Annotated in this window: 21 protein-coding genes and 2 tRNA genes; 14 read left to right on the plus strand and 9 right to left on the minus strand. The window is 38.0% G+C overall.

The genetic code is table 11. From position 1 onward, the window contains the following. Positions 1-176: 176 nt before the first annotated feature. Positions 177-2,057: a potassium transporter Kup gene (locus tag B1201_RS08705; protein ID WP_078193161.1), complete on the minus strand. Its 1,881-nt coding sequence runs from the start codon at positions 2,055-2,057 to the stop codon at positions 177-179. A 122-nt stretch (positions 2,058-2,179) separates the two neighbouring features. Between B1201_RS08705 and B1201_RS08710 the strand changes: the two genes are divergently transcribed. The 9 genes from B1201_RS08710 to B1201_RS08755 all read left to right on the plus strand — a co-directional run bounded on the left by B1201_RS08710 (position 2,180) and on the right by B1201_RS08755 (position 9,066). Then, positions 2,180-2,270, plus strand: a tRNA-Ser gene (locus B1201_RS08710). A 184-nt stretch (positions 2,271-2,454) separates the two neighbouring features. Then, on the plus strand, positions 2,455-3,651 hold the full coding sequence (locus B1201_RS08715; RefSeq protein ID WP_078193162.1) for a tyrosine-type recombinase/integrase: 1,197 nt from the start codon (positions 2,455-2,457) through the stop codon (positions 3,649-3,651). A 1-nt stretch (position 3,652) separates the two neighbouring features. After that, positions 3,653-4,450 carry a hypothetical protein gene (locus B1201_RS08720; protein ID WP_078193163.1) on the plus strand — a complete coding sequence of 266 codons (798 nt, stop codon included), beginning with the start codon at positions 3,653-3,655 and terminating at the stop codon, positions 4,448-4,450. A gap of 107 nt (positions 4,451-4,557) precedes the next feature. Continuing rightward, entirely contained in the window at positions 4,558-4,752 is a 195-nt protein-coding gene (locus tag B1201_RS08725) for a helix-turn-helix transcriptional regulator (protein ID WP_228144768.1), read from the plus strand. 243 nt (positions 4,753-4,995) lie between these two features. After that, positions 4,996-5,268: a hypothetical protein gene (locus B1201_RS08735; protein ID WP_078193165.1), complete on the plus strand. Its 273-nt coding sequence runs from the start codon at positions 4,996-4,998 to the stop codon at positions 5,266-5,268. 72 nt (positions 5,269-5,340) lie between these two features. Next, a complete protein-coding gene (locus tag B1201_RS08740; protein WP_078193166.1) occupies positions 5,341-6,504 on the plus strand; it encodes a hypothetical protein in 1,164 nt (387 codons plus the stop codon). A gap of 357 nt (positions 6,505-6,861) precedes the next feature. Next, positions 6,862-7,167: a DUF4031 domain-containing protein gene (locus B1201_RS08745; protein WP_078193167.1), complete on the plus strand. Its 306-nt coding sequence runs from the start codon at positions 6,862-6,864 to the stop codon at positions 7,165-7,167. A gap of 9 nt (positions 7,168-7,176) precedes the next feature. Continuing rightward, positions 7,177-8,178 carry a thymidylate synthase gene (locus tag B1201_RS08750; RefSeq protein WP_078193168.1) on the plus strand — a complete coding sequence of 334 codons (1,002 nt, stop codon included), beginning with the start codon at positions 7,177-7,179 and terminating at the stop codon, positions 8,176-8,178. Then, positions 8,179-9,066, plus strand: a complete 888-nt coding sequence (locus tag B1201_RS08755) for a hypothetical protein (protein ID WP_078193169.1) — start codon at positions 8,179-8,181, stop codon at positions 9,064-9,066. It abuts the gene before it with no gap. Here the strand turns inward: B1201_RS08755 and B1201_RS08760 are convergent, their stop codons facing one another. After that, positions 9,067-10,176: an ImmA/IrrE family metallo-endopeptidase gene (locus B1201_RS08760; RefSeq protein ID WP_078193170.1), complete on the minus strand. Its 1,110-nt coding sequence runs from the start codon at positions 10,174-10,176 to the stop codon at positions 9,067-9,069. Beyond that, complete coding sequence (locus B1201_RS08765; protein WP_228144769.1) at positions 10,166-10,435, minus strand: hypothetical protein; 270 nt, start codon at positions 10,433-10,435, stop codon at positions 10,166-10,168. Before B1201_RS08765 ends, B1201_RS08760 begins: the two co-directional genes overlap by 11 nt. 95 nt (positions 10,436-10,530) lie before the next feature. Here B1201_RS08765 and B1201_RS08770 point away from each other — a divergent pair, with 95 nt between their 5' ends. The 3 genes from B1201_RS08770 (at position 10,531) to B1201_RS08780 (ending at position 11,955) form a co-directional block, all read left to right on the plus strand. Continuing rightward, positions 10,531-10,932: a (deoxy)nucleoside triphosphate pyrophosphohydrolase gene (locus B1201_RS08770; protein WP_078193310.1), complete on the plus strand. Its 402-nt coding sequence runs from the start codon at positions 10,531-10,533 to the stop codon at positions 10,930-10,932. Between the two features lie 529 nt (positions 10,933-11,461). Continuing rightward, positions 11,462-11,689: a hypothetical protein gene (locus B1201_RS08775; RefSeq protein ID WP_078190515.1), complete on the plus strand. Its 228-nt coding sequence runs from the start codon at positions 11,462-11,464 to the stop codon at positions 11,687-11,689. 190 nt (positions 11,690-11,879) lie between these two features. Continuing rightward, a tRNA-Thr gene (locus B1201_RS08780) sits at positions 11,880-11,955 on the plus strand. A gap of 51 nt (positions 11,956-12,006) precedes the next feature. Here B1201_RS08780 and B1201_RS08785 read toward each other — a convergent pair. The 3 genes from B1201_RS08785 to B1201_RS08795 form a co-directional block, all read right to left on the minus strand. Further along, a complete protein-coding gene (locus tag B1201_RS08785) occupies positions 12,007-12,834 on the minus strand; it encodes an SAM-dependent methyltransferase (RefSeq protein WP_078193172.1) in 828 nt (275 codons plus the stop codon). Between the two features lies 1 nt (position 12,835). Continuing rightward, complete coding sequence (locus tag B1201_RS08790) at positions 12,836-14,134, minus strand: FAD-dependent oxidoreductase (protein ID WP_143221683.1); 1,299 nt, start codon at positions 14,132-14,134, stop codon at positions 12,836-12,838. Positions 14,135-14,564: 430 nt separating this feature from the next. Beyond that, entirely contained in the window at positions 14,565-15,443 is an 879-nt protein-coding gene (locus B1201_RS08795) for a pirin family protein (protein WP_078193173.1), read from the minus strand. Positions 15,444-15,771: 328 nt separating this feature from the next. Here B1201_RS08795 and ycaC point away from each other — a divergent pair, with 328 nt between their 5' ends. Both ycaC and B1201_RS08805 read left to right on the plus strand, forming a co-directional pair. Then, entirely contained in the window at positions 15,772-16,398 is a 627-nt protein-coding gene (ycaC, locus tag B1201_RS08800; RefSeq protein ID WP_078193174.1) for an isochorismate family cysteine hydrolase YcaC, read from the plus strand. A 107-nt stretch (positions 16,399-16,505) separates the two neighbouring features. Beyond that, positions 16,506-17,429, plus strand: coding sequence for a LysR substrate-binding domain-containing protein (locus B1201_RS08805; RefSeq protein WP_078193175.1), 924 nt, complete (start codon positions 16,506-16,508; stop codon positions 17,427-17,429). Positions 17,430-17,496: 67 nt separating this feature from the next. On the opposite strand, the gene ahpC is transcribed toward B1201_RS08805, so the two are convergent. The 3 genes from ahpC to B1201_RS08820 all read right to left on the minus strand — a co-directional run bounded on the left by ahpC (position 17,497) and on the right by B1201_RS08820 (position 20,347). Continuing rightward, positions 17,497-18,060: an alkyl hydroperoxide reductase subunit C gene (gene ahpC, locus B1201_RS08810; protein WP_078190520.1), complete on the minus strand. Its 564-nt coding sequence runs from the start codon at positions 18,058-18,060 to the stop codon at positions 17,497-17,499. 283 nt (positions 18,061-18,343) lie between these two features. Beyond that, entirely contained in the window at positions 18,344-18,931 is a 588-nt protein-coding gene (ssb, locus tag B1201_RS08815; RefSeq protein WP_078193176.1) for a single-stranded DNA-binding protein, read from the minus strand. A 51-nt stretch (positions 18,932-18,982) separates the two neighbouring features. After that, positions 18,983-20,347, minus strand: a complete 1,365-nt coding sequence (locus B1201_RS08820; protein ID WP_078193177.1) for an MFS transporter — start codon at positions 20,345-20,347, stop codon at positions 18,983-18,985. Positions 20,348-20,412: the final 65 nt, after the last annotated feature.

The following is a 20,412-nucleotide window of genomic DNA, read 5'->3' on the forward strand; positions in this document are numbered from 1 at the left end:
CGCAACATCTTCATTCTGTTGTTTTGCTCGCATACTCCTCCCAGGAAAAAGCAACAGAATGATCTCTATGTCTTTGGACTAAAAAAGTTTAATTATTACAGATAAAAAAAGCCAGAATTGATCTGGCTTTTTCGTGTCTAACTTTTAAATCTATGCCTAAAAGTTCAATCTGCGTCTTAAATTTCAATCTGACTGCCCAACTCAACCACACGGTTGGTTGGAATTTGATAAAAATCGCTGACTGGACTGGTATTTCGCTGCATAGAGATAAACAGCTTTTCTCGCCAAGGTGCCATGCCTTCACCCAAGGTATGAATAATACGGTCTCTGGAAATAAAGAAACTGATTTGCATTAGATCAAATTCAAAGCCCAATTCACGATACGCATGCTCCAAAGCGGCAGGAATATTCGGCTGATCTTTAAACCCATAAAACATCGTGATTCGATAGAATCGATCATCTAGTTTTTCCGTGATCACCCGCTCATTTTCGGGTACAAATGGCACATCTCGGGTGTTGACCGTAACCATAATATTGCGTTCATGCAGAACTTTGTTGTGCTTAATATTATGCAACATGGCATGAGGCACGATCTCAGGCGTTCCTGTCAAGAATACGGCATCACCTGGAACAAACTTGGTTTCACTACCCATGCTGACACTGCGAATAAACAGGTCAATAGGCAAAGCATCTTTACCGAGTCGATTGAGCACCAATGCCCGACCATCTTTCCACGTCATTAAAATCGTAAACAATACCGCACCAATCAGGATTGGAACCCAACCGCCCGCTGCAATTTTTAATGATGTCGATGCAACAAAGATCAAATCAATCAATAAAAATGGCACTGCAAAAATCGCCACTTTCCAAACCGGCCAACGCCATAAACCATAAGCTAAAACTGAGATCAAAATCGTACCGCAGAGCATGGTCATGGTCACAGCTACGCCATACGCACTGGCCAAATTCGCACTGTTTTCAAACAGCAAGATCAAGATCAGCACCGAGATAAACAATGCCCAGTTAATAAATGGCAAATAAATCTGACCACGTTCAACTTCAGAGGTATGTTTCACTGTCAAACGCGGCAAATAACGCAATTGAATCGCCTGATTGACCATAGAGAATACCCCTGTGATCACCGCTTGAGAGGCAATCACCGCGGCCGCTGTTGCCAAAGCAATCATTGGATACAATGCCCATTCAGGAATCAGCATATAGAATGGATTGGCTAAAGCTTCAGGATTACGCAGTAGCAAGGCACCTTGGCCCGCATAGTTCAACAGCAAGCACGGCATCACCACAATAAACCATGCCAAGCGGATTGGGAGTCGGCCAAAATGGCCCATATCGGCATAGATTGCCTCACCACCCGTCATCGTCAAGATGACCGCACCCATGGTTAAAAACGCAACATAGGGCTGCTGTACCACAAAATTGAAAGCCCAATGCGGACTGATCATGGTCAACACAAATGGCGTTTGCGAAATACTCCATAGTCCAAAACCGCCAATGGATAAAAACCACATGAGCGTCAAGGGACCAAAGAATTTACCCATCGTGCCTGTGCCATGGCGTTGCACTAAGAATAGCCCCGCTAAAATACCAATCGATAAGGGTTGCAGCCATTGGTTAAACATCGGCGTCGCAATACTTAAGCCTTCAATCGCGGATAACACAGAGATTGCGGGGGTAATGATTCCATCACCAAAGAACAAAGATGCCCCAATAAAGCCAAGGGCGATCAGGTAAATTTTTTTGTTTTCGGCAATTCGTGTGGTTCGTAGATTCAAGGCCAACAGCGACATAATGCCGCCCTCGCCATTGTTATCTGCGCGCATGATGATGCTGACGTATTTAAAACTAATCGTCAGCATGATGCACCAGAAAATCAGGGACAGAATACCCAGCACAGACGCTTCGCTAATCGCCAAGTGTGCTGTGAGGAAACATTGGCGCAGCGCATATAACGGGCTCGTCCCAATGTCTCCGAATACTACGCCCAAAGCTGCCAAGGTGATGGCAGGCAATGCGGCTTTTTGTGCAGTACTTTGCATATAATTGTCTTCAATTTAGACAGGATTTTTGCGAATCATAGCACCGCTCAAGATGTTTTTGTCTAATTCAATTGTTTCTCTTGGCAGAATATATTTTTTTCGCTATTATCCACCGCGCAAAAGGTGAAGTGTCCGAGTGGCTGAAGGAGCACGCCTGGAAAGTGTGTAAACGTTTATAGCGTTTCGAGGGTTCGAATCCCTCTTTCACCGCCAAAATTCATAATTATGCAGCTACATGATGTCTTAATAGGCTTAAATCTAAAGGGTTTAAGCCTTTTTTTGTTGTCTCATGCAATCTCATAGCATTCATTGCAATCCCCCACTTTGAGGGGGATAATTGGGGGATACATTATCTCAGCGGATTTTCGTCCCCCAAATTGTATGGAAGCGCCTCAAAATGCTCACAGATGCTCAAATTAGAAAGATCAAACCACTTGAGAAGAAGAAACGCTATTCAGATGAAAAAGGCTTATATCTAGAAGTTACTCCTGTGGGCGGTAAGTTTTGGCGCTTAAAGTATCGTTTTAATGGTCGTGAAAGCACTTTAACTATCGGAAGCTATCCAGAAATCTCACTTGCCCAGGCCCGTCGTAGTCGCGATGAAGCACGTATTCAGTTGTATCAAAACATTGATCCTAATGCGGTGAAGAATCAACGCTTACAACAAATTGATGAAAGTATCCTTTTTAAATCACTTGCGATGGAATGGATGGATGACCGTAAGGGTGTTATCAAAGAAGCTACCTATTTACGCGACCTTTCCGTTTTTGAAAAAGATTTATTTCCAGCTTTAGGCAATCTACCTATTGATCAAATCAAAGGTAAAGATGTGCTTGCTTGTGCTAAGAAAATTGAGGAACGTGGTGCACAGGAGATGGCTAAGCGCTCTATCCCTCTAGCAGGCCGTATTTTCCGTTTTGCGATACGTAAAGGCATAATTGAACATGATCCTACTCCTCACCTACAAGAGGCTCTAAAGCCCCGTAAAGTGAAGCATATGGCACGTCTAGATATTTCAGAGTTCCCTGCTTTTTTACTTCGCATGGATAACTACCACGGCAACATTTTGGTTAAAACAGCTTTATTAGTAATGACATTAACTTTTGTCAGAACGTCTGAGCTTATCAATATGGAATGGAATGAAATTGACTTCGAAAATAAATTATGGCGCATTCCTGCTCATAAAATGAAAATGGCTCTACCTCATATTGTCCCACTCTCAAAACAATCCTTAGAACTAATAGAAGGCTTAAAACCTCTAACAGGTAATAAACAATTTGTATTCTATAATCACAGCACGGCAAAACCGTTGAGCAACAATGCATTATTAAGTGCTATTCGAACTATGGGCTATATGGGCAAAATGACAGGTCATGGATTTAGAGGACTTGCATCTACCACCTTACATGAACAAGGCTATTTGCATGATGCAATTGAAATTCAGTTAGCCCATCAAGTCGGTAATGCGGTGTCTCAAGCCTATAACCATGCCCAACATATGGACTATCGAATAAAAATGATGCAGGAATGGTCTGATTTCATAGATAGTTTAAGGAATAATGTAATCCCATTCCCTAAATATAGAGTCTCATAACATGTCAGATATATTGCCATACACCTTTGAAGAGGCACTAAGTAAATTAGGTCATGGCTTTGATCTCGCAAAATTACTGGATCATATTGCCAACGGTGATTTAAAAATATGCTTTAGATATGATGGTGTAATAGGTTTTTTGAACCAATTTCTATCTTTTATGCATCCTCAAATGTCATCAGATGAATTAAGAGGTGAGCTAAGTGGTTCTATGGAGTTTCATGGATGGCTAACTATTGATTGCGGTTCTGAACAAACGAATGAAATCTTATATGGTGAAAAGACAGGCATTGATATCAATTATTCAAATGAGAAGAATCCAAATATTGATGTTCATAATAAATTTGATTTCATTCTCTTAAATGAAGACTTAGAGCTTTATAATTGTAATGGGCAAAAAGTTGAAACGCCTCGCATTTTTTCTAAAAAGATTTACTTTCAAGATCTTAGGATCACTCAGAAAAGTTTCAATTCATTCTTTCAAGAAAAATTAAAATTAGAAAATGATAATGAATATTCAAAATTACTAACAAAATTCAAAGAGCTTGAAAGTGAATACAATAATCTGAAAAAAGAATTAATTAATGCAAAAAGTAAAAAAAGCTACGATCAAGCCATCTATTTGTTATGCCATTACCCCGAAATAATCGACTTAAATCAGAAACCTTATTCTAATTATGAAAGAGTAGCCAATCATTTTTCTCAACAAAGAATCACTCCTCCAATTCCTACAGATGAAACATTTGTAAAAATTTTACGTTCAGCGAAAACCGAATTTGATAATTTTTCTCCGAAATAACCCGATATCGGACATCAAAATTTAAGCCTTTTCTAGAATACACCTATCCCATGCAGTTACAACTAATTGCATGGCATTCCAACAACTTACATTGATAGGTGTAAACCATGTTTCAAGAAGAATTCTTGAGAATGAAAGATCTTGCCAATCGACCCGATAGCAAAGGACTGATTGGCGTCTCCTCCCAAACACTTTGGCGGTGGATTCAACAAAAAAAATTCCCTGCTCCCACAAAAATCGGTTCTAACATTTCTGTATTCAGAATGTCTGAAGTTCAGGCATGGATGAAGGCACAGGGCTAGAAATGACAGAGTCAAAAATTTACAACCGTAAACAGGCGTCTGAACTTCTAGCAAGCCATTTACCCCACAAAACGGTGGATCAATGGCATCACTGGCTTGTTAGAAACATTCGACAGTCAAAGCATGTTTACAAATTGACGTTTAAAGAAATTGGAAGGCAAATCTGTTACTCAGAAAACAGTTTGCTTGCCTTCATTAAATCGTCAATAAGACCCTACAATCAAATGAACAAAGGAGTTCAACATGGACGTTAAAACTAAAATTCTCAGCGCCGTAGTTTCACAAGTCGTTGCGGATTTAATGAATCACAAAGACTGGGATTCATTCATGGACTACACAGATTGGACAGCTTTCCAAGCTGAAGTAAATAACAAGGAACTTACTTCAAAAATTCAACGACTACTCCAATGTCCTGAATATAAGCAAATCATTCAATATGGCAACAAAGTCTTTAATGATGAAATGAGTCGACAATCGGAGGAATTCAATCAAATGATTCAAAACATCCCTTGTTAACACATACGTATTGAAGAACGGCTCTAAGAGCCGTTTTTTATTACATTTAAATTTAAAAGGAATACAGAAGCCATGAATGATATTCAACTGAGTCCAAAATACCAACAACTTATGAATCGATTGGATCATTTAGATTCCATTGATCCATTTCACAATGATTATTATGCAGAAATGCAAGCCATCAATTTTCAGCGTGCATTTCTCAAAGCTCAATCCGCGCGGCAGCTACATCTACCATCGACAACATCCCAAGTTTTGAGTCTCTCCATTTACACGCCGCATGCTGAAATGACCAACCTTATGAATTCATTAGATCAAATTTATGCCGAAAATGCTCAGTCGGCGATTGATTTAGAAACCTTTATTTACTCAAACATTAATAACTATGATTTCAAGGAAATGAATATTATGGTTAAAGCTCAAGTCGATTTTTTAGACCTATATTTTGAAATTGAAAAACCTTCTACACGGCATGACATTAAGAAATATTTAACGGAAAAAACTGGGATTACTCACTACATTTCAGAACATAAAAAAGGTTTCATCATTCGCCTGCATGATATGAATTCTTTGCACGAATTACGGTGCCGTATCCAATATTTAGATCATTATAAATGCAATAAAGACAGCTTTCGAATCATGGAACTTGAACTGGCAATTGATTTCTATCGTTTTAAGCACAGAGCGCTTGTTACAGCCCTTTTTAAATCTATTTGCCTCCCTAGTACAGCTGAGAACTTCCGTGTTTTTAAGAACCAATTAGGCGTATTCACCCCTATTCCGTTAACCCCTCTCACAATGATGAAAAAAATTGAAAGTGGGTATAACATCGGAATCAATCACAAAAAAGCAGATGAATACTGGCATCTTTATGTCAAAACAACGGATCAAAACAAGCAACCGTTGCCTGAACACAAATGGCGCATCCGCGCAGAAAAGAACATTAAGCTTAATATTCTAACTAAAATGAATAATCAACTGAATAATTTAAAAGGTCTATTGTTCGATGGGTTTAAAGGACTGAGCTTTACGCAATTAGTGAATAATGCGCCCCAATCTGTGAAAGATATCTATAAAGAATCGATTCTACCTTTTGGGATGGAGCAAAAAATCTACTATGACAAATCTCGTCATAAGAGGACTTTACAAGGATATATCAAAAAAAATGCAGATTTGAACCGACTCATTTCCAATACTGTTCATAATTTACTTCGCAATTTTGCTATCAGTCCTTAACAATAAGGATTCTACCGTAAGCTTTAATCCATAAGGCTTACGGTCTAAATCGTTAGTTTGATCTGCCTAATAACTTATATACCCTATATACAAGTTATAGATATGAATAAGCTTAACATTTACTTAATCTTAACTTAACAATTTTCATGCAAATGAGCGAAGTCTTAGGAAATTAGCAAAATCGTGTACGGAGACCATTTATAAAAATTGGGATTTGAAGAAAATTCTTATACTTTAAAAAATATAAAACTTCGAAAAAATATGTTAAATACATATTATTCTCATTTAAACTTTATAAATTAGATTGGAACACCGACCAAATATATATAGAATCGACAAAGTTTTTCGGAGACACTCATGCCTATTTATGTCGACAAATCCAAAGTTCCTTATAAAGGAAAATTTTGGTGCCATCTTATGGCTGATAGTCTAGAAGAATTACATAGTTTCGCAGCTGATATTGGTGTTAAAAAATGCTGGTTTCATCGCTCAGCATCTTATCCCCACTATGATATTACAGTTGAAAAAAGAGATTTAGCCTTAGTACTAGGAGCATCACTTGCAGATAGAAAAACAATTATAGCTTGTGGAAAAAAACTAAAAATACAGTTAGATATGTATAAAAACAAAACTTATAATAGGTCGCAAATTGAACTATTTTAATGATGAAATATGCATATTAAAGAAGAATCTATAGATGATTTACTACATAAAACTTATCAATATATTTTAGAACACGGAGAAAAAGTCACTCCTACGAGAGGAGCTAATCAGGAAGTCCGCAATTGCGTACTAACTCTATTAAATCCAAGATCTCGGGTTAGTTTATCTGAGGTAAGAAGCAGAGTAATTAGCTGTGTAGGAGAGTTTCTTTGGTATTTATCAAACTCAGACTCAATCGATTTTATTGAGTATTACATCAAAGACTACAGAGATCGTATTAATTTCAATGAAGAAACCACAGATCCTGTTCCTGGTGCTTATGGTCCAAGAATATTTGGTCAACCATGCCAATTTGAACATATTGTAAAATTACTAGAAAACTCATATTCAAGTCGCCGTGCGGTTATAGCTCTCTATTCTAAGACTGATCTAACGGGAAATGACACTAGAGATATCCCATGTACCTGCACCCTACAATTTTTTATAAGAGATAATAAATTACATTTAACTTGCTACATGCGTTCAAATGATGCTGCATTGGGATTAGTACACGATATTTTTAGCTTTACCCTTTTTCAAGAGCTGATGCTTGCTAGATTAATATCAACGTATCCTAACCTCGAATTAGGAGAGTACACTCATATAGTTGGTAGTCTCCATATTTACGATGATTCTTTACCTCAAATACATCACTATTTGACTAAAGAAGGTTGGCAATATCACGCTTCAATGACACCAATCAATCCTATAGTGTTAGAAGATAGTTTAAAAAAATTATTAGAAATTGAATATGATCTTAGAGTTAATAAAAATTGTGATGTTAGCCAGTTAGATCTTTTAACAGATCCAATATTTAAAGAAATGGCTATTATTCTATTTGCCTATTTTTTTATTAAATTTGAAGAAACCAATATCTCAGGTTTACAGGCTCTAGAGACTAAATGCTCGAGTCTCCCCATTAAAGCATTTATCAATAAGCGCATCCAAAACTTGTTAAGTAAGGCTATTTAAATGAATTTTAATCAAAAAGATGTAATGGCTAATGCAATTGCTATACAAATTAATGACTTTAGTCAAAATATAACCTCTATACCAGCTGCTGCATTCCCGATCGAAATAGATGTTTTAAGTCGACAATTAGTGGATAGTATCAATCGTGTTTACTATTTTCAATTAATTCAATCTAGACAAATAGATATAAAACGTACAGATCCGAATTGCTCACTATTTGATCCTCTTCGCGCGATTTTATACTACAAAAATAATAACTTAGATGAAGCATTTTGGTTGGCATTTTTAACAACTCATTTTGGAGAAAATTACCATTCCAATTGGATTCTAACTAAAAATTTTTATAACAATTTAGGTCAGTCACCTCGTCTAACCTGGGCGAATGTCAGTAATAACCCAACGTTTGTAGACGACTGGGTATCTCGCTATAACTCGTCAGGCATGAAACTAAAATTTGGTAATCACAGAAAATATGAGTCATTCTCTCAATTAAGAGATGTTATAGATACCTACATCGATATTGTAAATAATAGCGGTGGACACCAACAGCTATTTCAGCCAAATCAAAATGAACAACCAAAGGAACAATTCAAACGCTTATCTAAAGAATTAAAATTTTACAGATTCGCAAGATTAGGTATGTTTGATTATCTATCATTAATTTACAAGACTCAGCTAGCTCCTATACAAGCTAATTCTTGTCATATAGCAGGATCAACAGGACCCAAAGCTGGAGCTAAAAGGCTTTTTGGACAACTTTCCAACCATGATCTAGATCAACTTTCAATTCAATTGGCAGATCACTTAGGTGTCGGCTATCAAGAATTCGAAGATGCTATCTGTAATTGGCAAAAATCGCCTGATAAATATGTTTCATATACAGGCTAATCATAAAATATTCTGATGCCTATCCGAATAGTAAGAGTAAGGGATCAGTGCCATTTTTTTTAATATACCTGTTAAGAGGCTAGCGGAGATATTAAGCTCTCTAGCTTTTTTACATATTTCCTTCCAGCCTTCTAATTTACTTCTTCTTATTAGTCTTAAATCAACATAGTTTTCTAAGTCTTCATGATTAATTGGATGAAGTAACGTATTAAACATGAAATGATCTGCTTCTATCTCAATAGATGCTTTCCCTTCTTGTGTATCATCTTCATCACAAAATATCATTTCATTTTCATGCAATATTAAATGACCAATTTCATGGAATAGTGTTTGCCAAAATACATAGTCTCTATTGTATTTAGGTGTTAATGCTATAATAGCCTTTCCATTTTCTAAAAATTTGGCCAATCCACAAATAGGTGTTTTCGAAAGTGTTGGGGCAAAAACTAAAGCCACACCGCATTGATTTAATATATTAATTAGCTCGGGAAGAGTATCCAATATATTACGACTTTTAGTGAGTTCTTTTATTTCACCTAGTTTTAATAAAAGTTTATCTTTATTCCAAATTAAATTACTAAGACCGAACTGTTTTCTCGCCTCAAGCTCAACTTTCCTAATGTAAGTTGCTAAATTCAAATCAGAAACTGAATATTTTCCAATAGTTTTAAGTTTAGAACCCAAAACATTGGATACTATAGTCTTGCTTTCTAAAGCCTGAAACTCACTAATTCCATAAAAAGCTTTTAAATTGATCTGATCCAAATAATTTAAATCAGTCAATGGTAGCCACTTCTCAGACTTTAACTCACTTATAATATTTCTAAACTCATTAAAATTTGGGTCAATTTTTTTATGTGAAAACCGCTCAACATGTTCATCATATTGATATTGTAAATTCAACCAAAACTCATCTGATCCACCAAAAATTTTAGATAAAGTATCAATATTTCTTATATTAATTTTTTCTTTTTCTGTTTTAATTTTTTCCAATAAATCTAAGTCATCCTTGCTAATTGATTTAAGGTCAATATTAGATAAAAGAATATATTGATTAATTACTTTGCCAGGGGATTGAATCCAATTCGGCTGAAAACCATTAATTAGCATTTTTTTCCCCTATATTGATTAATTGCAAACGAGAAATCACATCCCAATTGATTGTACCACTTTGAGTCTTTGGAGGCTTCTCATGGGCAATACTAAAATGTAAAACAAAATTATCAATATTAAGTAAGATATGGTTTTCTTTAGTGTAAATTACCTTACTCACTAAAAAAAATGGCAGATCCTTCAAACTTGTAGCAACGCTGAATGATGTTAAAATTGTTTTTAAGATTGCTAATGATTTCGGAGGGTAGTGTTGCATTCCCAGAAACTCATTGATTGCATTATCTCGTAATTCTTTTGATCTAAATGAAATTATCATATCGGTCGAAAAACACTCGTGAACTGAGGTTTAAGTTGAAATATATTGAAGTTGTAGCTGCCGTTGTAAGAGACGATAATAAATTTTTATGCGCCCAACGTAAAGACAATAAATTTGATTACTTAGCATTCAAGTTTGAATTTCCTGGAGGCAAAGTCGAGCCTAATGAATCTTTAGAAGAATGTTTGATCCGAGAAATAAAAGAAGAACTTAATACCTCCATACATTCTTTGAGTTTTTTACTGGATGTTTATCATCACTATCCCGATTTTAGTGTTCATATCACCTTTTTTGAGGGTTTAATCAATAATAAACAAATTACTTTATCTGACCATCGAAAAATTCTCTGGCTATCAACTAATGAATTAAAAGGCTTAGATTGGGCTGAAGCAGATCTACCTGTTGTAGATTTGCTATGTAACAATTACCTACCCTAAGACAGTCTGGGGGGACAATCGGGGGACAAAGAGCAGAAGAATAAAAATAAAACAATATATATTAAATACTTAAATTAAAAATACGACTCCCTCTTTCGCCAGAATAAACTGCTATACCAAGCAGAACGAAGGTCTAAATTGATAAAATTTAGGCCTTTTTTAATTGTAATATCCTCAATATTAAATATCCCCCTAATTCATCTTTTAGCCTTTTAGCTCAATAACTTCACAGTATTTAAGTCCTGATTGATGGATTTAAATCACACGTTTTTTTCGTAATGCACGACTTATGGATTTTTTATTGGCAGCAAGAAAGACACGTTTATTTACAAATACAAATTTTATATTCTAAAGACAATTACTTAAGCCTATGCTAAAAATTAATCATCCTCTCAATATAGGTGCTATTCAAAAAATTATTCATTAATTTAAACATCATAGAACTGAAACGCGATTGCGGTACTTTTAACTTGATCAACGAAAAACTTAAAAAACACCTTTCATATATCACTGCTATTCGGGAGAGAACATGAATAACAGCCAGAATTATGTTAAGCAGATCAAGAACGCCAAACGTGGTGGCTATACCCCAACCCTTGCCAAAGACATCAATAAACATAAAATTCAAAAAGCACAGCGTCTGATTGACGAATGGCGAAAGCTCGCCAATGAACTCCGCCCCCAAATGCAACTGGAGATGGCATATACACTTGAAGAATGCGCACAGGATCTAGACCAAATTTTAAGAATGAAATAGCACCCAACGTTCATCTATCCTACTTTTTCGCCCACATCTTGTGGGCGAAACATTGCCTAATTTTATTTCTCTGGTTTTTAGAGCCAAACATCGGTCGAATGCTGAATAAATCAAACGTATAAATTACATTCGATTTGCTGTTTTTTTAACTTGCACCACTTCAAAAAATCTGTAGAATGCATTCCACAACGCCGGCATAGCTCAGTTGGTAGAGCAACTGACTTGTAATCAGTAGGTCCACAGTTCGAATCCGTGTGCCGGCACCATTTCTTAGCCTCGCTTTTTAGTGAGGCTTTGATGTTTTTAGAGCCGCTCTTTTATGGCTTCCTCGCGCTAATCTGCACATAACGAATCAGCCCGTCTCGATACAACTTTTCGCACAATTTTGCCGTCATCTTGATTTTGAATTGATCCACATGACTCAGGCTCATCTGACTTTTTTGTTCTTGAATATAATCGGCAAAACCCTGAAATACGAATTCGCTGATATCTTCAATCTGGATATTTTCGAAACCTGCCTGTTGCACTTGGTGTTGTAAATTTTGCTTTGAATTTAAATTTTTCAAATTCACATCTGCTGCTTTCAACAGACTTTGATATTTCAGTCGCTGTAATGAATTTAAATTCAAAAACGCATCGGATAACATTAAATAGTGAAAAGCAAAGCGTCCTTTTGAATTCAAAACATCAATGACCGATAAAAGCAATAAATTCAAATCACTATGATACGCAGCATCAATACACAGTACGGCATCCATACAGTTTTGTGGATAAATATTTTTTAAATTCAAAAATGAATCTTGTTGTATTTTGATTTTTGAATTTAAATTTTTTTGGATTTTTTCCACACATTCGGTTTGCAATTCGACTGCGGATAAGTTTTGAATTTGAAAATGTTCCATCCAAAAAACCAAGCTCGCGCCCTGCCCACAACCAAGGTCTAAAACACGATCTGTAGATTTTAATTGAATGGATTCGGCAAGATGGAAAGCGAGTTTTTGACAAGCTGCAGGATAGGATGATTTTGCATCATCCCAATAGCCCAAATTACTCCAAGCAAGTTCCGCATCATCTCCGAGTAGTCGACTGTTAATCGCATATTTATGGCTAGGGATGTGCTGACGAATTGCTTGAAGCCATTTCATGTTAGTAACCGAGTTGAGGGGCAACCTCCACTTTAGGTTTTAAACCTACAAACGGCAATGGCGCACCAAAAATTTCTGCAATATGCATAGCAGACGTTACCGCAGATTCTAAAATCGGCAGACCGTCACAAGACCATGAGCCACAGAAGAAGACTTTACGCTCAGGCGATAAATGTCGTTGCTGTAACTCTTTATTCAGCGCCACGGTATGAGAATCCACCACTGCGCGTGTCAAACTAACCGAAGAGATCACTTTTTTAGGATCAATCGGTGTCACTGGCTGCCAAGTTTGGAACACTGGAGTTTTACCCACCAAGCTCGGCTCGATTGAGTTCAGCCACACGGTAAATTGCTGACGAGTAAATTTACGATCCATCATATAACTTAGTACAGACCAATCTTTGCGCTTCGGCGGCATCACGGTTTGATCGGTGTGAATCACCAACTGACCTTGCTCAAATTTAAATTTCTTTAAGAGCTCAATATCATCAGCAAACTGGGTTGGATCTAAAAATTCTTCCGTATTGGTGGTTGGTGTCGCAACAACCACGCGATCGAATAGATGATGTGCTCCGGCCTCAGTTTCCACCAAGACCTTATCGTTTTGCTCGTGCACTTTGGTAATTGCCGTACCACTTTGAATATTTAAACCTTCAATCAGCTTATCAACCAACGCAGGTGTACCACCTTGGATACGCAACAAGGCATCGCCATTGGTCAATTGACGCAAGAAAATCAACAACGGTTTCGCAGGCCATTCCCCAATCGTTTTCGGGTTACAGGTGCAAATGGTATACAACACAGGCATGACCGCACCATGCCAAAATACTTCTTCAATTTCATTTTTATTAATGAACTCGGCAAGCGTGATGTCCTGATTTTTTGATTTAAAAAATCGAGTGATCGCGGCTTTGAGTTGCAACATCCCTTTGACTAAACGCCAGCCATATTGTTGTAAGCCTTTACGGTTATTAATAATTGGGAAATTACCAATACGGCTACGACTGGTGGTCAACCACGTTTCTGTACGATCTTCAAAGAGCCAACTGCATGCCATATAGGTACGGACGGGGAAGGTTTTAATCCCTAAATGGGTCGCCAAACTTAAGGTATTTTTCCAGAGGTGTGGATTCATCACACGCAAAGGGGCATCGATCAAGCCACCTTCAAACTCAGTGCTGTGGCTATCCATACCACGACCAGGCAGAGCTTCGAAAATTGTAATGTTATGCCCTGCGTCTTTAAGAATTCTTGCGGTAGCCAGCCCAGCCATGCCACTACCGATGACTGCAATTTCCAATTTTCTTTTCCATCTATAAAACACAGTTTAAAAGTATGACTGATCAGAAGTTAAAAATAGCTATTAAAAAATACCAGATTCGCATTTTTTGTATGGATTTCAGTACAGCGGTTTTTAAGTTAAATTTACAAATATTTACAGTCAAAAAGCACACAATTTAAGCTTTGTTTTTTAAACATATTTTTCTTTAAAATTTTAATTACCCTATAAAACCAAACAATTAAATTAACCATTTTTATAACTTTCGGTTTACTTTAAAGCCAAGTACCGCTAAGATGCGCCACATAAGAAAGTGATAAATTCATCACAATTTATAAAAAGTAAAATGATATTTAAATCATGACAACAATAAATACTACAGCGCTCAATAAAAAAGCCTCTGACTATTCAGAGGCTTTTTTTTCGGCTATTTCAATGTCATGAATTTCGCTTAAGCTTCATGCGCCACTGCAATTTCACCAAATTTTCCGTTATTGAAATCATCAAAGGCTTGAATGATTTCAGCTTTGCTATTCATCACAAATGGGCCATAACCTTGAATCGGCTCATTTAGTGGCTCACCGCTAAGTAACAGAAATTGTGTGTCCTGCAACGCTTGTAGCTGAATGGCGATATCGTCTTTGGCAAACATGACCATCGAACTGTCTTGCACTTTATGGCTTTCATTCACCACAACCTCACCCTTCAAGACCACCAAAATGGTGTTATGCCCTTCAGGTACATGTAAGGTGGTTTCATATTGAGCTTTCAACTCACCATCCCAGACATTCACTGGACTAAAGGTCTGTGCTGGCCCAAGGTGACCACCCATTTCACCGGCAATCACCCGAATATGGCCTGCACCTTCATCCATGTCTATGCGTGGAATATCTTGGCGCGTGATCGCTTGATAACGAGGCTGAGTCATTTTGTCTTTTGCCGGTAAATTCACCCACAATTGAACCATCTCAAAAAGACCACCTGCTTGAGCAAATTCAGGCGAATGAAATTCTTCATGTACCAAACCCGAACCTGCGGTCATCCATTGCACATCGCCCGTTTGAATTGTGCCGCCACCACCACTTGAGTCTTTATGAGTCACTTCACCGCTGTAGGCGATAGTCACGGTTTCAAAACCACGATGTGGATGTGAACCCACGCCATGCTGTGCAGTGGTGGGATCGAACTGATAAGGTGCCGCATAATCCAAAAGCAAAAATGGGCTAATGGCCTGACCTAGACGATCATAGGAGAATAAGCTTTTGACTGGAAAACCATCACCCACCCAATGCATTTGCTGATTACGATAAACACCAATTACTTTTTTCATTTCTTAGCTCCTATATTCATACGATAGGATGAACATAGCGCTTATTTTAAGCTTTGAAATACTTGCTGACCATCATCCAAATAGCATTATATATCTCAAATATAGAACAATAATCAGTAATACAATCTAAAATCCACTCAAAAACAAGCATTGATTTGGAAAATATAGGGGTTTAAGTCATATTCAACAATGAATTATCCCAATATTATGATTGTTTTTCTCATTTAAACCCATTCCATTATCCCATTTTTATAGCTATGCTAAATCGAGTTAACACGCAGACTTCATCTGATCCTGCGTACTTGCAAACAGGAAAGAGGACAATAAAATGGGCAAACCTTACGTTCGTTTAGACAAAGATAATGCCGCGGTACTTTTAGTTGACCATCAAACGGGTCTACTTTCATTGGTTCGCGATATTGATCCAGATAAATTTAAAAATAATGTGCTCGCACTTGCTGCAGCTGCTAAATATTTTAATCTTCCAACAATTCTCACCACCAGTTTTGAACAAGGTCCAAACGGGCCATTGGTTCCAGAACTCAAAGAAATGTTCCCTGACGCACCTTATATTGCACGACCAGGTCAAATTAATGCTTGGGATAATGAAGATTTTGTGAAAGCCGTCAAAGCAACCGGCAAAAAACAATTGATTATTGCCGGTGTAGTGACTGAGGTTTGTGTGGCATTCCCAACCTTGTCTGCTTTAGAAGAAGACTTTGACGTCTTTGTGGTGACCGATGCTTCAGGTACTTTCAACCATTTAACCCGCGACTCAGCGTGGGAGCGTATGACGCAAGCGGGTGCACAGCTCATGACGTGGTTTGGTACCGCATGTGAATTACACCGCGACTGGCGTAATGATATTGAAGGTTTAGGTGCGCTTTTCGGCAACCATATTCCAGACTACCGTAACCTCATCAACAGCTATACGCAAAATACTGAAAAGAAATAATCCTCCAGTAGTAAAAAGCGGCTTCGAGCCGCTTTTTTTATACCTGATGTATAAATTGACGTATGATAATTGGAATTGAAATAATTTTTCACTGCATAAGGTGATCCATGCATTCATTTGATGACTATTACTACTTTTATTTGGTGGTGAAACATGGCGGTTTTAGCGCTGCAAGTGAAGCATCGAATATTACAAAATCAAAATTAAGCCGACGTATTTTAGATCTCGAAGCCAAATATAATGTCACCCTTATTCAGCGTTCTACCCGACACTTTAAGGTCACGACATTAGGCCAAGAATTGTATGAAGAATGCATAAAAGTGATCGAACAAGTCGAATGTGCGCATCAGGTGCTCTTGAAGCAAAAAAGTGAACTTGAAGGCTTGGTTAAAATTAGCTGTCCACCAGTCATGATGGAACATCAAATTCGCCCCTTGTTAAATCAGTTTTTAAAAGATCATCCCAAAGTTCAGGTCGAACTCGAGCTGTCTAGCCGCCGTGTGGATGTCTTACATGACGACATTGATTTGGCGATTCGCACCAATTTTAGTAAGAATGAAGACTCGAGCATTATTGTACGTGACGTGATTAAAACCGTGCATTGCTTAGTGATTAGTCCTGAACTTTTACAAGGACGCGAGTTAAAGCATATTACCGAATTGACAGAATTTCCGAGTATCGTTTTGGGCACACAGAAAAACCGCTATCAATGGCATTTGCATCATACAGGACAGCAAGAACAGATTGAAATTGCCTTACAGCCTCGGATTAAAAGCAATGACTTAGCCGGTACTTATTATGCAGCACTCGATGGTTTAGGCATTGCAGACTTACCCTATTTAACCGTGCAAGCAGATATTGAGGCAGGTCGTTTAATTCACCTCTTCCCCGAATGGTGCTCAAATGTCGGTACGGTGCAATTGGTATATGCTTCGCGCAAAGGTCAACGCCTAGTCATGGAAAGATTAATTGACTATTTAGTGGATGGAGTTCGTAGCTATGCTCCAGAACATGATGGCTATTTAGTCTAATGATCTAAACCACAAAAAAGCCAGAACTGAGTTCTGGCTTTTTTAAATCTACGGTTGGATCACCAAATTAGATTTTACCCACTAGGTCGATCGATGGTGCAAGCGTCGCTTCACCTTCTTTCCATTTTGCAGGACATACTTCACCTGGGTGTGCATGTACATATTGAGCAGCTTTTACTTTACGCATCAATTCAGAAGCATCACGACCAATACCACCTGCATTGATTTCAACGATTTGGATTTTACCTTCAGGGTCAATTACGAAAGTACCACGGTCAGCAAGACCATCCGCTTCAATTAAAACATCAAAGTTTTTCGCAAGTGTCCAAGTTGGATCGCCAACCATTGGGTATTCGATTTTCTTAATTTCTTCAGAAGAATCGTGCCAAGCTTTATGCGTGAAGTGTGTATCAGTAGATACTGAATAAATTTCTACGCCCATTTTTTTGAATTCAGCATAGTGATCAGCAAGATCGCCTAATTCTGTTGGACATACAAAAGTAAAGTCAGCAGGATAGAAAAACACCACAGACCATTTACCGTAGAAGTCTTTTTCTGAAACTTCAATAAATTGACCGTCTTGGTAAGCGGTAGCGTTAAATGGTTTTACTTCAGTATTAATTAAACTCATTTGATATTCCTCTAACTCATTTCAGGGATTGCTTATCTGTTGAAGCTAGAATACGACTTATCAAATCATAGGTAAAACCGAACTTTTTTATAAAAACTATCGGATTTTTAGATTTATTATTTATATTAATATTAGATTTTAATCGACGCTACCAATCAATAATCTATTCGCTCAATGCTGAACACAGTACTGGCAAACATTTAGATACACATAAAAAAACCCTCAAGATTGAGGGCTTTTTTTGATGATGATCTACCGTTTTAAACGCTGTGTTTAAGGTTCATTAAAACGGTAAGTCATCATCTAAATCTGCTGCTGCAGGAGCCGGTGTCGGTGCAGGCTGTTGTTTTGGCGCAAAACCACCTGGGTTGTTATTGCCATAGCTATTGCCTTGAGCCGGTTGGTTATTGCCATAACCGCCTTGGTTTGAGCTATTACCGTAGCCACCTTGGTTTTGGTTATTGTTATAACCACCTTGTTGATTATTAAAACGAGGCTGACCAAAATCACCGCCTTGACCTTGTTCGCCTTGTTGGCGATTATTATCAAGCATTTGCATTTGTTCACCACGAATTTCAGTCGTGTAACGCTCTTGACCGCCTTGATCTGTCCACTGACGAGTACGTAATGAACCTTCAATATAAACTTTAGAACCTTTGCGCAAATATTGCTGTGCAATTTCACCTAAGCGGTTATGTAACACAATACGGTGCCATTCTGTTTGCTCTTTACGTTCACCTGTATTTTTATCTGTCCATGAATCACTCGTTGCAATTGAGAACTGAGTGAGAGAACCACCATTTGGGAAAGTTTTTGTTTCAGGGTCACGACCCAAAGTACCAACTAAAATGACCTTATTTACACCACGCATCAGACGTATTCTTCCTATTTGTTTCTATTATTTACTTTATAAGAGTTATGGTTAAATGGCTACCTCTTTCCCTAACAAGTGCGTTAAATGTTGTCGCGCAGATTCATCCATCTGCTGCTTATCCACTTTTACATAAGCCACTTGCTGGTCAGACATCACCACAACTTCTTCAATACCACGAATTGCTAAAAGCTGAGAAGTCCATTCATCCGTTTCTTTATCTTCAGGCAAACTAAACACCATAGACGATAAATAACGCGGCTGAGCCAACCCAAAACTAATGATCAACCATAAAATGGCTAGCCCTGTCAGGATGCCCCATCCCATTGCCGTATCATTTAGCAACAGAAGTTGCCCACCAATCATACCACCAAAAAATGCCCCCAGAAACTGACTGCTGGCGTTCACCCCCATGGCAGTCGCTTTGGATTGAATTGGAGCTGCTTTCGATAACCATGACGGTAATAATGCCTCCATCACATTAAATGCGATAAAGAATAAACCTAAGCCTGTCAGCAAAATATATTTTGATTCGAAACCAAAAATTAAGATGCCCAATCCTAAAATAATGCCACCAATGGCGGTCAAGAAAATGCCGCGCATTTTGCGATATTTTTCCGCCAAAATAATACTTGGAAAGGCAAAAAACAGGCTCACGACCAAAAGCGGCAAATACACCAGACCATGTGAATGTAATGGAATATTGGCAAAGTTAATCAACTGAGACGGCACATAGATAAACATCGCTGTGAGCAGTAAATGCAATGAAAAGACTGAAACATGTAAACGATTTAGATCAGGCATTTTCAGTACTTGCTTTAACTGCGTCAGATAACCTTGTTGAAAATTTTTATGATGACGCGTTACTTTCGGTACCAATAGCAACATCGCAATCGCGGCAAGTCCCATGATGGTGGTCACCCAAAATAAACCCGAGATGCCGACTAAACCTGTGAGCCAAGGCCCAAGGCTGAACGCGACCACAAAGGACAAACCGATACTCATCCCCATCATGGCCATGGCTTTAGTACGTTGTTCTTCACGTGTGACATCGGCTAACAAAGCCATCACTACGGCAGATACAGCACCACCACCGGCAATCGCACGCCCGATAATTACGCCATAGATGCTATCGGACATCGCCGCAATTGCACCGCCTAAAGCAAACAACAGCAGCCCGATCACCACCAACGGTTTACGGCTATAACGGTCTGCAATCAAACTAAACGGAATCTGTAAAATCGCTTGGGTCAACCCATAGACACCCACCGCTAAACCAATGAGTGCCGGTGTTGCCCCTGCATATTGCTGACCTGCCACAGAGAAAACAGGAATAATCATGAACAGCCCCAGCATACGTAAGGCGAAAATACTACTCAAAGCAAAAGTTGAGCGTCGTTCAAGAGCATTCATCATAGCTGGTTAAAAATTCATTAATCTTGGAATGGGATTATAGGACATTCAGCTTAAAGCGAAGCAGG

The sequence above is a fragment of the Acinetobacter sp. ANC 5600 genome, assembly GCF_002018395.1.
In the GTDB taxonomy this organism is placed as follows: Bacteria; Pseudomonadota; Gammaproteobacteria; order Pseudomonadales; family Moraxellaceae; genus Acinetobacter; species Acinetobacter amyesii.

Bases quoted from the DNA above. Each gene is read 5' to 3' on its own strand.
- B1201_RS08820 (WP_078193177.1), bottom strand. From the start codon at position 20,347: ATGATGAATGCTCTTGAACGACGCTCAACTTTTGCTTTGAGTAGTATT.
- B1201_RS08715 (WP_078193162.1), top strand. From the start codon at position 2,455: ATGCTCACAGATGCTCAAATTAGAAAGATCAAACCACTTGAGAAGAAG.
- ahpC (WP_078190520.1), bottom strand. From the start codon at position 18,060: ATGAGTTTAATTAATACTGAAGTAAAACCATTTAACGCTACCGCTTAC.
- ssb (WP_078193176.1), bottom strand. From the start codon at position 18,931: ATGCGTGGTGTAAATAAGGTCATTTTAGTTGGTACTTTGGGTCGTGAC.
- B1201_RS08755 (WP_078193169.1), top strand. From the start codon at position 8,179: ATGAATTTTAATCAAAAAGATGTAATGGCTAATGCAATTGCTATACAA.
- B1201_RS08775 (WP_078190515.1), top strand. From the start codon at position 11,462: ATGAATAACAGCCAGAATTATGTTAAGCAGATCAAGAACGCCAAACGT.
- B1201_RS08795 (WP_078193173.1), bottom strand. From the start codon at position 15,443: ATGAAAAAAGTAATTGGTGTTTATCGTAATCAGCAAATGCATTGGGTG.
- B1201_RS08705 (WP_078193161.1), bottom strand. From the start codon at position 2,057: ATGCAAAGTACTGCACAAAAAGCCGCATTGCCTGCCATCACCTTGGCA.
- B1201_RS08725 (WP_228144768.1), top strand. From the start codon at position 4,558: ATGTTTCAAGAAGAATTCTTGAGAATGAAAGATCTTGCCAATCGACCC.
- B1201_RS08785 (WP_078193172.1), bottom strand. From the start codon at position 12,834: ATGAAATGGCTTCAAGCAATTCGTCAGCACATCCCTAGCCATAAATAT.
- B1201_RS08720 (WP_078193163.1), top strand. From the start codon at position 3,653: ATGTCAGATATATTGCCATACACCTTTGAAGAGGCACTAAGTAAATTA.
- B1201_RS08765 (WP_228144769.1), bottom strand. From the start codon at position 10,435: ATGCAACACTACCCTCCGAAATCATTAGCAATCTTAAAAACAATTTTA.
- B1201_RS08750 (WP_078193168.1), top strand. From the start codon at position 7,177: ATGCATATTAAAGAAGAATCTATAGATGATTTACTACATAAAACTTAT.
- ycaC (WP_078193174.1), top strand. From the start codon at position 15,772: ATGGGCAAACCTTACGTTCGTTTAGACAAAGATAATGCCGCGGTACTT.
- B1201_RS08735 (WP_078193165.1), top strand. From the start codon at position 4,996: ATGGACGTTAAAACTAAAATTCTCAGCGCCGTAGTTTCACAAGTCGTT.
- B1201_RS08760 (WP_078193170.1), bottom strand. From the start codon at position 10,176: ATGCTAATTAATGGTTTTCAGCCGAATTGGATTCAATCCCCTGGCAAA.
- B1201_RS08805 (WP_078193175.1), top strand. From the start codon at position 16,506: ATGCATTCATTTGATGACTATTACTACTTTTATTTGGTGGTGAAACAT.
- B1201_RS08745 (WP_078193167.1), top strand. From the start codon at position 6,862: ATGCCTATTTATGTCGACAAATCCAAAGTTCCTTATAAAGGAAAATTT.
- B1201_RS08740 (WP_078193166.1), top strand. From the start codon at position 5,341: ATGAATGATATTCAACTGAGTCCAAAATACCAACAACTTATGAATCGA.